11 protein-coding genes are annotated in these 13,710 nt (G+C 66.4%); 10 read left to right on the top strand and 1 reads right to left on the bottom strand.

All coding sequences use genetic code 11. The annotated features are described in order from the left end of the window. Positions 1-138 precede the first annotated feature (138 nt). From C4K38_RS19905 to C4K38_RS19870, 8 genes are all read left to right on the top strand, one after another. A complete protein-coding gene (locus tag C4K38_RS19905) occupies positions 139-2,673 on the top strand; it encodes a TonB-dependent receptor (RefSeq protein ID WP_053279853.1) in 2,535 nt (844 codons plus the stop codon). Between the two features lie 65 nt (positions 2,674-2,738). Further along, entirely contained in the window at positions 2,739-4,670 is a 1,932-nt protein-coding gene (locus C4K38_RS19900; protein ID WP_053279852.1) for a phytase, read from the top strand. A 96-nt stretch (positions 4,671-4,766) separates the two neighbouring features. Further along, positions 4,767-5,477 carry a protein TolQ gene (tolQ, locus tag C4K38_RS19895; RefSeq protein ID WP_053279851.1) on the top strand — a complete coding sequence of 237 codons (711 nt, stop codon included), beginning with the start codon at positions 4,767-4,769 and terminating at the stop codon, positions 5,475-5,477. A gap of 13 nt (positions 5,478-5,490) precedes the next feature. Then, positions 5,491-5,937, top strand: a complete 447-nt coding sequence (tolR, locus tag C4K38_RS19890) for a protein TolR (RefSeq protein WP_053279850.1) — start codon at positions 5,491-5,493, stop codon at positions 5,935-5,937. Continuing rightward, positions 5,934-6,776, top strand: a complete 843-nt coding sequence (locus C4K38_RS19885; protein WP_053279849.1) for an energy transducer TonB — start codon at positions 5,934-5,936, stop codon at positions 6,774-6,776. The genes tolR and C4K38_RS19885 overlap by 4 nt, the downstream gene beginning before the upstream one ends. 331 nt (positions 6,777-7,107) lie before the next feature. After that, positions 7,108-7,509, top strand: a complete 402-nt coding sequence (locus C4K38_RS19880) for a c-type cytochrome (protein WP_053279848.1) — start codon at positions 7,108-7,110, stop codon at positions 7,507-7,509. 86 nt (positions 7,510-7,595) lie between these two features. Further along, a complete protein-coding gene (locus tag C4K38_RS19875) occupies positions 7,596-8,924 on the top strand; it encodes a D-arabinono-1,4-lactone oxidase (RefSeq protein WP_164487043.1) in 1,329 nt (442 codons plus the stop codon). An 84-nt stretch (positions 8,925-9,008) separates the two neighbouring features. Next, a complete protein-coding gene (locus tag C4K38_RS19870; protein WP_164487042.1) occupies positions 9,009-10,217 on the top strand; it encodes a DSD1 family PLP-dependent enzyme in 1,209 nt (402 codons plus the stop codon). A 221-nt stretch (positions 10,218-10,438) separates the two neighbouring features. On the opposite strand, the gene C4K38_RS19865 is transcribed toward C4K38_RS19870, so the two are convergent. Beyond that, the gene (locus C4K38_RS19865) at positions 10,439-11,389 is read right to left on the bottom strand and encodes a SphA family protein (RefSeq protein ID WP_053279845.1); all 951 of its coding nucleotides are present in this window, start codon (positions 11,387-11,389) and stop codon (positions 10,439-10,441) included. Positions 11,390-11,661: 272 nt separating this feature from the next. On the opposite strand from C4K38_RS19865, the gene C4K38_RS19860 reads away from it, so the two are divergent. Both C4K38_RS19860 and C4K38_RS19855 read left to right on the top strand, forming a co-directional pair. Beyond that, a complete protein-coding gene (locus tag C4K38_RS19860) occupies positions 11,662-12,699 on the top strand; it encodes an AraC family transcriptional regulator (protein WP_053279844.1) in 1,038 nt (345 codons plus the stop codon). A 109-nt stretch (positions 12,700-12,808) separates the two neighbouring features. After that, complete coding sequence (locus C4K38_RS19855) at positions 12,809-13,693, top strand: Dyp-type peroxidase (RefSeq protein WP_053279843.1); 885 nt, start codon at positions 12,809-12,811, stop codon at positions 13,691-13,693. Positions 13,694-13,710: the final 17 nt, after the last annotated feature.

The raw sequence follows: 13,710 nt of genomic DNA, 5'->3' as shown, positions 1-13,710 counted from the left end.
GGATCCCGGGCAAACCCCCGCTTCAAGGGCCTCCCCGCCAACCCCTGTCACAGAACCGTCATTCCCCGACCCTAGCTTGCCCTCCCAGTTGCCGGGCCCCTTGCCTGGCCGTCACCGGACTCTTGGGGGAGGACCATCATGTACAAGCGCAGCAGCACCGCCGGCCTGCTCGGCTTCACGCTCACCGCCCTGGCCATGGCGATCGCCAGCGAACGCCTGAGCGCCGCCGAAGCCGATTCGACTAAAAACACCGAACACCTGGAAGTGGTCGGCCAGGCCGCGAGCATCGACCAGGCGCTCAAGGAACAGCGCAGCGCCGACACGATCAAGAGCGTGGTGCACGCCGACGGCGTGGGCCAGTTGCCGGACGAGAACGTCGCCGAAGCGGCGCAGCGCCTGCCGGGCATCAGCGTCGAGCGCGACCAGGGCGAAGGGCGTTTTGTCAGCGTGCGTGGCCTGGGCCCGGACCTCAACAGCGTGACCATCAACGGCACCCTGGTGCCGGCCCCGGAAAGCAAACGCCGCGCCGTGGCCCTGGACGTGCTGCCCTCGGAGCTGGTGCAGTCGCTGTCGGTGATCAAGACCCTGACCCCGGACATGGACGCCAACTCCCTGGGCGGCACCGTCGACGTGCAGAGCCTCTCGGCCTTCGATCACAAGGGCCTGTTCTACACCGGCAGCAGCGAAGCCAGCTACGACCAGAACACCCACCAGACCAGCCCGAAATTTTCCGGGGCGATCAGCGACCGTTTCAGCCTTGGCGACGGCATCGACAACTTCGGCGTGGCCGCGGCCCTGAGCTGGCAGAAGCGCGACTTCGGTTCGGACAACGTCGAGACCGGCGGCGCCTGGGACTTCGAGCAGGGCGCAAAACTGCAGGAACTCGAACTGCGCGACTACGACATCAGCCGCGAACGCGCCGGCGGCGGCCTGAACTTCGACTACAAGCCGGACGACCTCAGCAGCTACTACCTGCGCACCCTGTACAGCCGCTACAAGGACAGCGAGACGCGCAACGCCGCCAGCCTGGAATTCGCCGAGCCCCAGGCGGCCAGCGAGCTGGGCGACGCCGAAGGTAAACGCAAGCTCAAGCAGCGCGAGGAAACCCAGGAAATCCAGTCCTACGTGTTCGGCGGCGAGCGCATGTTCGGCCTCTGGACCCTCAGCGGCCAGGCCGGCTACAGCCGCTCCAGCGAAGACAGCCCGGGGCATATCGCCAGCGCGGTGTTCAAGGGCAACGACGACTTTGCCGACAGCGGCTTCTACGACAATGACAAGCCGCGGCCGATCGTCGGCCAGGGGTTCTACAACCCGTCCAACTTCAGCCTGGACAAGGTCGAGTGGGAAAAGCAGCGCACCACCGACACCGAGAAAAACCTGCGCCTGGACCTGGCCCGCGACTACGACCTCAGCGGCTACGCGTCCCAGGTCAAGTTCGGCGGCAAGGTCAGCCGACGCAACAAGGACAACGACCTCGACGCCTGGGTCTACAAAGACTTCGACGAACTGGGCTTCAGCGACGAACAGCTCAACCTCAGTGGCTTCCAGAAAGGCAGCGTCGACTATCGCCTCGGCCGCTTCGGCCCGGGCATCAGCGGCGGCTCGATCAAGCAGTTGATCGGCGGCCTGGACCGCGATGGGTTCTTCGACGAGAGCGAATCCCGGGTCAACGATTTCAAGATCCGCGAAGACATCAACGCCGGCTACCTGATGAACACCGTGGATATCGATGACTGGCGTTTTATCGCCGGCCTGCGCTACGAAGGCACCGAGTTCGAGGCCAAGGGCACCGGTGCCACCGACGGCGAGTTCCAGTCCACCGAGACCAAGCGCCGTTACCACCACTGGCTGCCGGGCTTGCACGCCCGTTACCAGCTGGACAAGAACACCCAGGTGCGCGCTGCCTGGACCAAGGCAGTGGTGCGCCCGACCTTCGGCCAGCTGGCGCCGGGCTTTGTCATCGACGATGACGAAGCCAGCTTCGGCAACCCGGACCTCAAGCCGCTGGAGTCGAGCAACCTGGACCTGGGCATCGAGCACTTCATGGGCCGCGCCGGCACCGTCTCGGCCTTCGTGTTCTACAAGGACATCAAGAATTTCGTCTACAACACCGACCTGGCCGGCACCGGCGCCTGGGCCAACTTCTCCGAGGCGCACACCTTCGCCAACGGCGACAGCGCCAAGCTGTACGGCCTGGAGCTGGCCTACTCGCAGAAATTCGACTGGCTGCCGGCGCCCTGGAATGGCCTGCTGCTGGGGGCCAACGCCACCTTCAGCCGCTCCGACGCCGAGATCAAGGGCTTCGACGCCGCCAGCGGAGTCAACCGCAAGCGCAGCATCGACCTGCCGAACCAGTCGGACACCGTCGGCAACCTGATGCTCGGCTGGGAAAACGACAAGCTCAGCCTGCGCCTGTCGGCCAACTACAAGTCGGACTACCTCTATGAGCTGGCCTCGATCAACGACAAGGCCCACGACCTGCACGTCGATGCCCAGACCTTCGTCGATTTCAGTGCCCGCTACTCGCTGACCAAGAGCCTGCAGCTGAGCTTCGAGGCGCAGAACATCACCGACGAGCCGTACTTCGTCTACACCGGCCACCGCTCCTACAACGGCCAGTACGAAGAGTACGGCCCGACCTACAAGCTCGGCCTGACCTTTACCCACTTCTGATCCCGAGGCGGCGGCGCCCCGGCGCTGCCGCCGTGCCGAACGAACAATAAGGACCTGATCCATTCATGAGTATTCTGTTGACACCCGCGCGCTGCCTGCTGGCCGCGCTGATCTGCCTGGGCAGCGGCGCGGCCATCGCCGGCTCTTTGTCGGCGTCCACCGATCCCAGCCTGACCCTGAAACCCTGGCTGCCCAAGCAGGCCCTGGCCATCGAGGCCATCGGCTTTGTGCCCGGCACCAGCGAGCGCCTGGCCGCCAGCGAGCGCGACGGCCTGTTGCTGCTCGACGCCCAGGGCCAGGAACTGGCGCGCTTGAAAGGCTCCTTCAATGGCCTGGACAGCCGCGCCGCCGGCCAGCAGGTGCTGGTCGCCACGCTCGACAGCCAGCGCCAGCAGGCGCTGCTGGTCAGCCTCGATCCGCACAGGCGCCAGTGGGGCCAGCCGCTGTACCTGCCGCCGCGGGACTTCCCGGTCAACGGCCTGTGCCTGTACCGCGACGAGGCCAGCAACCTGTTCCTGTTCCTGGTGGGCGAGGAGGGCAAGGGCGAGCAATGGCTGGTGGGCGCCGGCGCCCGGCTGAGCGCCACGGCGCAACGGGTGCGCGGCGTACCGCTGCCGCCGGCGGCGCAGTTCTGCCAGGTGGACGATGGCGCTAACCAGTTGCTGGTCAACGAAGAGAACGTCGGCTGGTGGGCCTACCCGGCGCACCCCGAGGCGGATGTCGAGCGGCGGCCGATGGCCATGCGCGCGCCGTTCGGCGAGGTGGCCAAGGCCGCCGGCGCCATGGCCTTGGTGCCGGGCGGCGTGCTGGCGCTCGACCCCAAGGCGGCGCGGCTGCATCTTTATCAGCAACAGGGCGAAGGCTGGTCGCCCAGGGCCAATCTGACCTTGCCCGGGCTGAAGGAGCCGGAAAACCTCGCGGTGCAAGCCAGCGCCCAGGGTCTGCAAGTGCTGGTGCGCGACGATGACGACGGGCAGATCTACCAGGGCCGGCTGGACTGGCAGGCCACCCCGGTGCCGCTGGCGCCGGTGCTGCCCAATGTGCCAGCCCTGAGCCAGAGCGAGCCGGTGGGGCGCCAGGGCGATGCGGCGGACGACCCGGCGATCTGGATTCACCCCCGGCAGCCGGAGCTGAGCCGGGTGCTGGGCACCAACAAGAAACAGGGGCTGCTGGCCTACGACCTGCAAGGCAAGTTGCTCCAGGAGTTGCCGGTGGGGCGGCTGAACAACGTCGACCTGCGGCCGAACTTCAAGCTGGGCACCCAGGTGGTCGACCTGGCGGTGGCGAGCAACCGTGATCACAACAGCCTCAGCCTGTTCAGCATCGATCGCGCCAGCGGCGAGCTGCGCGAAGCCGGGGAGATCCCCACGCCGCTCAAGGAAATCTACGGCATCTGCCTGTTCCAGCCGGCCAGCGGCGAGCTTTATGCCTTTGCCAACGGCAAGGACGGCAGCTTCCTGCAATACCGCCTGAGCGCCCCCGATGGTCGGGTCCAGGGCGAGCTGGTGCGCCAGTTCAAGGTCGACAGCCAGCCGGAAGGCTGTGTCGCCGACGACCAGCGCCAGCGCCTGTTCCTCGGTGAAGAGGACGTCGGCGTGTGGGCGGTGGATGCCCGCGCCGACCAGCCGGCCAACCTCGCCAGCGTGATCAAGGTCGGCCCGCAACTACATGCCGACGTCGAGGGCCTGGCGCTGTACCAGAGCGAGACGCATGACTACCTGGTGATTTCCAGCCAGGGCAACGACAGCTATGTGGTGCTCGATGCCGAGCCGCCGTTCGCTTCCCGCGGGGCCTTCCGGGTCGGCCTGAATGCCGCCGCGGGCATCGACGGGGCGTCGGAAACCGATGGCCTGGAAGTCACCTCGGCCAACCTCGGCGGGCCCTGGAGCCAGGGGCTGCTGGTGGTCCAGGACGGCCGCAAACGCATGCCCGAGCAGACCCAGAACTTCAAGTTCGTGCCCTGGGCCGAGGTGGCCGGGGCGCTGAAGCTGCCTTGAATGCCGCCGTCATCAACGCTTCATCTGTATCCCATCGAATAGCCCGGGGCCGTCGTGCAGCGACGGCCCGAGGCGCACAGGCAAAGGAGTTTCACCATGCAGGCGACACTGGAACACATGACCATCTGGGGGCTGATCAGCGATGCCAGCCTGTTGGTCAAGGCGGTCATGCTCACCCTGTTGCTGGCGTCGTTGCTCAGCTGGTACCTGATCATCCAGCGCGGCAGCGTGCTCAAGCGCACCGAACGCCAGTTCGACGCTTTCGTCCAGCGCTTTCGCGGCAGCGCCGAACTCACCCCGCTGTACCGTGAAAGCCTGCAACAGGCGGACGGCGAGGGCGGTGTCGAGCCGATCTTCCAGGCCGGTTTCCAGGCCTACAGCCAGCTCCGCCAGCAAGGCGGCAACCCGGCCGAAGTGGTGCTCGAAGGGGTGGAACGTTCGTTGTACGTGGCCATCAGCGAGCAGGAAATCCGCCTGGAAAAAGGCTTGCAGTTCCTGGCCACGGTCGGTTCGGTCAGCCCCTATATCGGCCTGTTCGGCACCGTGTGGGGGATCATGAATTCCTTCCTCGGCCTGTCCCAGGTGCAGCAGGCGACCCTGTCCACCGTGGCCCCGGGCATCGCCGAAGCGCTGATCGCCACCGCCATCGGCCTGTTCGCGGCGATCCCCGCGGTGATCGCCTACAACCGTTTCGCCGCCCGTGGCCAGACCCTGCTGACCCGCTACTACGCCTTCGGCAACGAGCTGCAGGCGCGTCTGCATCGCCAGCTGCATGGCGCGTCGTCGAACCTGGCCGTCGCGGCCTGAGAGGAGAGTGCAGATGCTAGTCAGGCCGCAACGCAAGCATGGGCCCAAGGCCGAAATGAACGTGGTGCCCTACATCGACGTGATGCTGGTGCTGCTGGTGATCTTCATGGTCACCGCGCCGATGCTCACCCAGGGGGTGAAGATCGAGCTGCCCAAGGTCGCCAGCGAGGCCCTGGCCACTGACACCCGGCAGCAGATCCTGACCCTGTCGGTGAAGGCCGAGGGCGGCTACTACTGGAACCTTGGTGGTGAACTGGATGCACGGCAGCAGACCGACAGCGCGGTGGACCTCGACGAGATGCGCGCCAAGGTGGCGCAAATAGTCGCTGCGCGAAGCGATACCCAGGTCTACATTCGCGCCGACAATGACGCCGGCTACGGCCTGGTGGTGGCGGCCATGGCGGCGTTGCAGCAGGGCGGGGTGAGCAACCTGGGGCTGGTGACCGAGGCCCCGCAATGACGGCGATGATCATGCACAGTCCACAGCAGACCCTCGACGATTTTTCCCTGCGACCCTTGCGCGAACACTGGCGCCCCCATGCGCTGGCCGCGACCCTGGCGGTGGCGCTGCACGCCGGGGTGCTGGCGCTGCTGGTGGCGGGCTGGTCGGTGGAGCCGCCGGCCGCCGAACAGCCGGCGGTGTTGCGTACCCAGTTGGTGATGTTGCCGCCGACAGCGCCAGCTTTGGTCGAGCCTGAAGCCACCCCCATGCCCACGCTCGCGCCGCCGGAACCGGTGGTCGCGGCCTCGGTCGAGCCGGCCAAGCCTGCTGTCGATCCGCGGCTCCAGGCGCAGAAACTCGAGCAGGCGGCCCTGGCGCGCAAACGGGTCGAAGACAAGAAACGCGAACAGCTGGCCGAGCAGCAACGCCAGCAGCACGAGCGCCAGGAAAACGAAAGGCGCAACCGCGAAGCCGAGCAACAGCGCCTGGCCCAGGAGCAGGCGCAACAGCAACAGGCGCAGCGCACCGAACAGGCCCGCCTGGCCGCCGAGCGCGCCCGGCAGCAAGCCGCCCAGGCCGCGGCCGACAGCCGCCAGTACCTGCCCCTGAGCAAGGAGGCCCCGGACTACCCGCAACGGGCCCTGGACAAGAACATCGAAGGCGACTGCACCGTGGAATACAGCGTCAACCCGCAAGGCAAGGTGGAGAACCCCAAGGTGCTCGACGGCTGCCACCCGCTGTTCATCCGCCCCTCGCTGGCGGCGGCCAACACCTTCCGCTACCAGCCGCGCATCGTCGACGGCCAGGCGGTGTCGGTGCCCGCGGTGCGCAATACCTTCCACTACCGCATCAAATAGCCGCGGCTGTTGTTCTTCAGTAGAAGCGGCCGGCTGCCGCTTGATTGCCCGCGTAGCGATGGTCCCCAGGACACCGCGTTATCGTTAACGGTTTTTCGCGGGCAAGCCTCGCTCCTACAGAAGCCCCGCAATCCTGTAGGAGCGCAGCTTGCGCGCGATGAACGATAACGCGGTCCATCGGTAGACCGCGGCGTCCTCATCGTGGGCAGGCGTCTGCACCGGCCTGGCCGCAGATGCCCCCCTCGCTGGCCCGCAATGCCCTCAGGTCCTGGCGGCGCCTGCCTTAGTGTTGGCTCTGGGTCGATCCCGACCGTCACCCGAGAGGAACACCATGCCGGCACCGACTGCCTCGCTGCGGTTTTTATCCATCGCCAGGCTGTATCGCCTGGGGCGCGTGGCGCTGTGCCTGGCGCTGGGCGGGCTGCTGGTCGCCTGCGGCGACAAGCCCGCGCCGCCCTCTACGGCCGCGGTGCAACAGTTGCCCGACGATTCGACGCTGGCGCGGATCTACGACAGCAGCTGCAAGCTCTGCCACGCCAACCCGGCGTCCGGCGCGCCGCTGACCGGCGATGTCCAGGCCTGGCGGCCGCGCATCGCCCAGGGCGCCGACACCCTGCTGGACCACAGCATCAATGGCTATAACGGCATGCCGCCGATGGGCCTGTGCATGCAGTGTTCCGAGGAGCAGTTCCTCGCCCTGATCCGCTTCATGTCCGCACAAGACCTCCAATAACCCGGCACAGGGACACAGGCATGACCATGCACCTCACACGACGTCAGTTGCTGCAACGCGCAGGGGTAGCCGGAGCGTTCAGCGCCCTGGCCAGCAACCCGCTGCTGGCCGAGCTGGCGCGGGCGCCACGGCTGATTCCCTGGCGCAACTGGTCCGGCGCGCAAAGCTGCCTGCCCCTGGCGCGGCTGGCGCCCAAGGACCTCGACGAGCTGGTGCAGGTGATTCGCCAGACCCCGGGCAAGATCCGCCCGGTGGGCTCGGGGCACTCCTTCAGCGCCCTGGTGCCCACCGACGGCACGCTGCTGTCGCTGAGTTTCTTCAGCGGCCTGCTCAGCCACGATGCCGCGACCTTGCAGGCCGAGTTCGCCGCGGGCACGCCGATGTCGCGCATGGGCGCGCCGCTCAAGGCGATCGGCCAGGCCCTGCCGAACATGGCCGACATCGACTACCAGACCCTGGCCGGGGCCATCGCCACCTCGACCCACGGCACCGGCGTCGGCTTCAAGTCCTATTCGGCCCAGGTCTGCGGCCTGCAACTGGTGACCGCCAGCGGCGAGGTGCTGGACTGCGACAGCAGCCGCCATGCCGAGGTCTTCAGCGCCGCACGGGTGTCCCTCGGTGCCCTGGGCGTGGCCGCCCGGGTGCGTCTGCAGAATCGCCCGGCCTATCGCCTGCGGGAAAAACAGTGGATTGCCAAGACCGAAGAGCTGCTCGAGGACCTGGCGAAAAACACCCGCGACAACCAGCACTGGGAAATGCTGGTGGTCACCCATTCCGACTACGCGCTGTCGATTGCCCTGAATGAAACCGAAGACCCAGCGACCCCGCCGGTGGACCCGGCGGAAGAGGGCGGCAACGAATTCGTCAGCCTGATCGAAAACCTCGACAAGTACCTTAGCGACTTTCCCGAAACCCGCCGCACCCTGCTCAACAGCCTGCGGCATTTCGCCAGTTTCGACGACCGGGTCGGCGACTCCTACGAGGTCTACGCCAATGTGCGCAACGTGCGCTTCAACGAAATGGAGTACTCGGTGCCGGCCGAGCACGGCCCGGCGTGCCTGCGGGAAATCCTCAAGCTGATCCGCGACAAGGACCTGCGCACCTGGTTTCCCATCGAGTACCGCTACGTCCAGGCCGACGACATTCCCCTGAGCATGTTCGAGGGCCGCGACAGCTGTTCGATCTCGGTGCACCAGCACTACGGCATGGACCACCACAACTTCTTCGCCGCCGTCGAACCGATTTTCTGGAAGTACGCCGCCCGCCCGCACTGGGGCAAGTTGCACAGCCTCAACGCCCGGCAGTTGCAGGCGCTGTACCCGCGCTGGCGCGAGTTCACCCGGGTGCGCGAGGCGCTGGACCCCGGCGGCAAGTTCCTCAATGCACACCTGTCGTCCATCCTGGGCGTGGTCTGAAGGGAGATAAAAAGGATGAATCGACGCAACTTCCTGCTCGGTACCGCGGGTGTCGGCGCCTTGTTGGCGGGCGTGGGCGCCTGGCTGCGGCCCGCCGACCGGGGCGGGCCCTACAGTGACTATTTCCGCACGCTGAACCAGGAGCTCAAGGCCCACGGCCCGATGCGCCCGGTAATGTTGATCGACCTCGATCGCCTGGACCACAACATCGACGTGGTGCTGCAGTCGGTCAAGCGCGGCGGCAAGCAGCTGCGGCTGGTGGAGAAGTCCCTGCCATCGCCGGAGCTACTGGCTTACATCGGCCAACGCGCCGGCACCCAGCGCCTGATGTCGTTCCACCAGCCGTTCCTCAATCACGACGCCCAGCGTTTTCCCGAGGCCGACATCCTGCTGGGCAAGCCGCTGCCGGTGCGTTCCGCCGAGCTGTTCTACCAGGGCCACAAAGGCCCGTTTGACCCGGCCCGGCAGTTGCAGTGGCTGATCGACACCCCGGAACACCTGCAGCAATACCTGGCCCTGGCCCGTGGCCTGGGCACCCGGCTGCGGATCAATATCGAGCTGGACGTCGGCCTGCACCGCGGCGGGGTGAAGGACAGCCTCGAACTGGGGCCGCTGCTGACCCTGATCGCCACCAACCCCCAGCACCTGGAGTTCGCCGGTTTCATGGGCTACGACCCCTTTGTCGGCATGGGCGTGCCGGGTATTCTCGGCTCGCCCGAAGCGCTGTTCGCCAAGGTCATGCAGCGCTACCAGAGCGCTGTGGACTTCACCCGGCAACGCCATCCGGCGCTCTGGCAGCCGGGGCTGACCCTGAACACCGCCGGCAGCCCCAGCTACCGCATGCATGAGCAGGAACAGTTGAGCAGCGAAGTGTCGGTGGGCACGGCGATGCTCAAGCCGACCCACTACGACCTGCCGTCCCTCAGCGAACATCGGCCGGCGGCCTACATCGCCACGCCGGTGCTGAAAAGCACCGGCCCGGTGCGCATCCCGGCGCTGGACGACAAGTCGAAGCTGTTCGCCTGGTGGGACCCGAACCAGCGCGAGACATTCTTCATCTACGGCGGCAACTGGCTGGCCGAGTTCGAGTCGCCCTCGGGGCTGCAAAGCAACGGCTTGTTCGGCCGCAGTTCCAACCAGGAGATGGTCAACGGCTCGCCCGCCGTGGGCCTGGGGCCGGACGACCAGGTGTTCCTGCGGCCGATGCAGAGCGAAGCGGTGCTGCTGCAATTCGGTGACCTGCTGGCGGTGCGCGGCGGGCGGATCGTCGAGAGCTGGCCGGTCTACAGCTAGGTTCTTTGCGGCGGGGCTGAGGGCCTCATCGCGGGCAAGTCGGATCGCCGCCCGCTAGCTCCTACAGAGGCTCACACGTTCTTCTGTAGGAGCGAGGCTTGCCCGCGATGACCGTGACGCGGAATGTCTGGGAAACCGCGTTATCGTTCATCGCACGCAAGCTGTGCTCCTACAGAAGAAGATCGCGCAATCCGTAGGAGCGAGCGGGTGGCGCTCCTACGTTACAAGGAGAACGGAATCGTCAGCTTGGCCCACAGCATCTCGCCCTCGGGCCGGTTCTCCACGTCGAACTCCTTGGCCCAGCGGATCTCCGCGCTGGCGTACTTGAGGAAGGTCAGGTACAGCGCCGGGCCGATGGCGAACACCTGGCCGCGCACGCCATCGTCCACGTCCTCGCCGAGAAACTGCACGGTGCGGCCGTACTGTTTGTCGTCGGTGGTCTGCTTCAGGTAGTAGCCGTTGACCCCCAGGCTCAGGTTGTCGGTCACCTTGTAGCTGGCGGAATAGTCGAAGTGGAAGATCTGCCCGGACTTGTAGTCGGTGGCGTGGTTTTCCTCGTTGAAGCTGTAGGTGGTTTTCATCGACAGTTCAGTGCGCGGGGTGGGCAGCCAGGTCACCGAAACCAGCGGCTTGTAGGTGTAGAAGTTGTTGCTGGTATTGGCCAGGCGCGTCGCGTCGTACTTGCCGGTGGGAATGGTGATTTCCACGGCGGCGCCCAGGGTCAGGTTCTTGCCCATGTCCCACAGGATGATCGGCGCGATGGTGGTGTCGCCCATGCTTTCGCGCTGGTCCTTGAGGCCGAAGACCCCCACCTGCTGGCGCAGATAAGGCTGCGCCACGTAGCCGCCGAGGCGCCCGCCGAACACCCGCAGCGGGCTCAGGTAGTCGAGGCGGGGAATGATCGCGTCCGAGACGATCCGCACGTCCGGCACCTTGCCGCCCAGGGAGCTGATATTCAGCTTCCGCGCTTCGTAGTGGTTGTAATAGAGGTTGAAGGCGAACATGTGGTCCGGCAGGCCGTTGACGTCCAGCGGCAGGATGAAGAAGCCGTCGGTGCCGGTGCCGATATTGTCGACTCCGGATTCGGTGGCCGGTGCCAGGGCGGGCAGGGCGGCGATACAGGCCAGGCTGGCGGCAAGGCGCCGGGGGCGATGGGTGCGGGTCGAATTCATGTTCGGGCTCTTATTATTGTCAGTGGGCGCGCAGTTGGCCGGTTTCCGGCCGCCCCATAGGAATAAGCCTTCGGCGCCTGGCCAGGCAGGGTATTGGCGGCCACTGAGGGGGACTTTCGCGGCCAGCCTGCAATGACTTGTTACATCCTTCCATGGGCGCGAGCGGAAAACGCTATGCTGAGCGAGCGCTCGCCTCGCCCTGGCGGTGTCTGGGAGCGGGGCGCATAACCAGAATAAGAATTGCAGCCGAACCGGCTCGGGACCCGATGCCCATGCAGATGAAAGCCGTCGATCCACAGTACCAACTGGCCCTGGTTTCACCCTTCCTGTTGCAGACCCTGGCCGAAGTCGCGGGCAGCCACGGCGTCGACCCGCACGCCCTGTGCCGGGGCCTGGGCTTTACCCTCGACGACCTGCAGGACCCCGCACAACGCATCTCCTACCGCCAGGCCGTGGCGATGATCCAGCGCGCGCTCAAGGCCTTGCCGCAGCAGGGCCTGGGCCTGTGGGTCGGGCATCAGAACGTGCTCGGCACCCTGGGCCTGCTGGGGCATGTGCTGTCGCTGTGCAAGACCCTGCGCGATGCCTTCGACATCGGCCTGCGCCATCAGCACACCACCGGCGGCCTCGCCAACTGCACCATCCAGCAACAGGGTGACGAGTTTTTTGTCGAGGCCGAATGCCGGCTGCCTTACAGCGACGTGCAGATCTTTGCCGTCGAAGAGTTCTTCGCCAGCCTGCCGGTCTATGGCCGGGCCCTGGTCGGCGCCGACTTCAAGCCGCTGCGGATCGAGTTCACGCACTCCGCCCCGGTTTATCGGGACGAGTACCTGCGCCTGCTGGGGCCCGACGTGCACTTCGGCTGCCTGCACAACCGCATGGTCATCGCCGGCCACTGGCTGGACACGCGCCTGCCCAACCACCATGCCGTGGCCCTGCGCCAGGCGCTCAAGTTGCTGGAACTGGAAAGCGCCCAGGTGCACCGCAAGCTGGACCTGATCCAGGCGGTGGAGCGGGCCATCTCCCGCGACCTGACCCAGGGCAGCCATATCGAGCAGGTCGCCAGTGACCTGAACATGAGCGGGCGCACCCTGCGCCGACGCCTGAGCGAGCACGACCTGACCTTCGAAGCGTTGTTGGAGCAGGTGCGCCGGGCGCGCACCCTGAGCCTGCTGGCCAACCCGCAGCTGTCCATCGAGCGCATCACCGAGGCGGTGGGCTACAGCGACGTGCGCAGTTTTCGCCGGGCGTTCAAGCGTTGGACCGGCCTGAGCCCCAGCGCCTACCGGGAAGAGGGCGGCCAGTTGTAGGGCAGGGAGCCTGGCGGCGTGACGATTCACCACGTCGCTTCATGCGTGTCTAAACCCCCACAAATTGTGGTGCGCCGGGTAAACTCCGGGCTTTCTTCAAGGAGTCGCTATGAGTTACTACCAGCCGGGCATTCTTGCCACCCCCGTTCCGACCCAGGCTCGTCACCTGTTTTTCGCCCTCGAATCCATCGAGGCGCTGCCGGCGGCGATCGATCGCTTGCTGGCGCTGGTGGACGGGAAAACGGCGGTAGCGGGTTTTGGCGCGTCGCTGGTCAAGGTGCTGGGCGCCCGCGTGCAGGGGCTCAAGGCCTTCCCGGCGCTGACCGGGGTCGGCGTCGACAACCCTTCGACCCAGCATGCGCTGTGGGTCTGGCTGCATGGCGAAGACCGCGGCGAGCTGCTGCACCGCAGCAACGAGCTGGAGGCCGCCCTGGCCCCGGCGTTGCGCCTGGTGCAGATGAACGAAGCCTTCCGCCACAAGACCGGCCACGACCTGACCGGTTACGAGGACGGCACTGAAAACCCTCACGATGAAGAAGCCATCGCCGCGGCCCTGGCCGAAGGCGCCGACGGCCTGCGCGGTGGCAGCTTCGCCGCGATCCAGCAGTGGCAGCACGACTTCAAGGGTTTTGCCGCGATGCATCAGCAAGAGCGCGACAACATCATCGGCCGCCGCCTGAGCGATAACGAAGAGCTGGACGACGCGCCGGACTCGGCTCACGTCAAGCGCACCGCCCAGGAGAGCTTCACCCCCGAAGCCTTTATGGTGCGCCGCTCGATGCCGTGGATCGAAGGCGACAAGGGCGGCCTGATGTTCCTCGCCTTCGGCCACAGCCTCCACGCCTTCGAAGTCCAGCTGCGGCGCATGAGCGGCCTGGAAGACGGCATAGTCGACGGCCTGTACCGCATGAGCCGGCCGATCACCGGCGGCTACTACTGGTGCCCGCCACTGCAGGACGGCCGCCTCGACCTGCGTGCCCTGCAAGCGGTCTGACCGGCCAATGGGCACAG

Origin of the sequence: Pseudomonas chlororaphis subsp. piscium, assembly GCF_003850345.1 — a bacterium.
Classification (GTDB): Bacteria; Pseudomonadota; Gammaproteobacteria; order Pseudomonadales; family Pseudomonadaceae; genus Aquipseudomonas; species Aquipseudomonas piscium.
Note: the sequence above shows the minus strand (reverse complement) of the source record. Positions and strands in the feature narration are given on the sequence as shown.

What these genes read in the sequence shown, in the direction of transcription:
- C4K38_RS19865 (WP_053279845.1), bottom strand. Translation starts at nt 11,389, where the DNA reads ATGAATTCGACCCGCACCCATCGCCCCCGGCGCCTTGCCGCCAGCCTG.
- C4K38_RS19905 (WP_053279853.1), top strand. Translation starts at nt 139, where the DNA reads ATGTACAAGCGCAGCAGCACCGCCGGCCTGCTCGGCTTCACGCTCACC.
- C4K38_RS19880 (WP_053279848.1), top strand. Translation starts at nt 7,108, where the DNA reads ATGCCGGCACCGACTGCCTCGCTGCGGTTTTTATCCATCGCCAGGCTG.
- tolR (WP_053279850.1), top strand. Translation starts at nt 5,491, where the DNA reads ATGCTAGTCAGGCCGCAACGCAAGCATGGGCCCAAGGCCGAAATGAAC.
- tolQ (WP_053279851.1), top strand. Translation starts at nt 4,767, where the DNA reads ATGCAGGCGACACTGGAACACATGACCATCTGGGGGCTGATCAGCGAT.
- C4K38_RS19855 (WP_053279843.1), top strand. Translation starts at nt 12,809, where the DNA reads ATGAGTTACTACCAGCCGGGCATTCTTGCCACCCCCGTTCCGACCCAG.
- C4K38_RS19885 (WP_053279849.1), top strand. Translation starts at nt 5,934, where the DNA reads ATGACGGCGATGATCATGCACAGTCCACAGCAGACCCTCGACGATTTT.
- C4K38_RS19900 (WP_053279852.1), top strand. Translation starts at nt 2,739, where the DNA reads ATGAGTATTCTGTTGACACCCGCGCGCTGCCTGCTGGCCGCGCTGATC.
- C4K38_RS19860 (WP_053279844.1), top strand. Translation starts at nt 11,662, where the DNA reads ATGCAGATGAAAGCCGTCGATCCACAGTACCAACTGGCCCTGGTTTCA.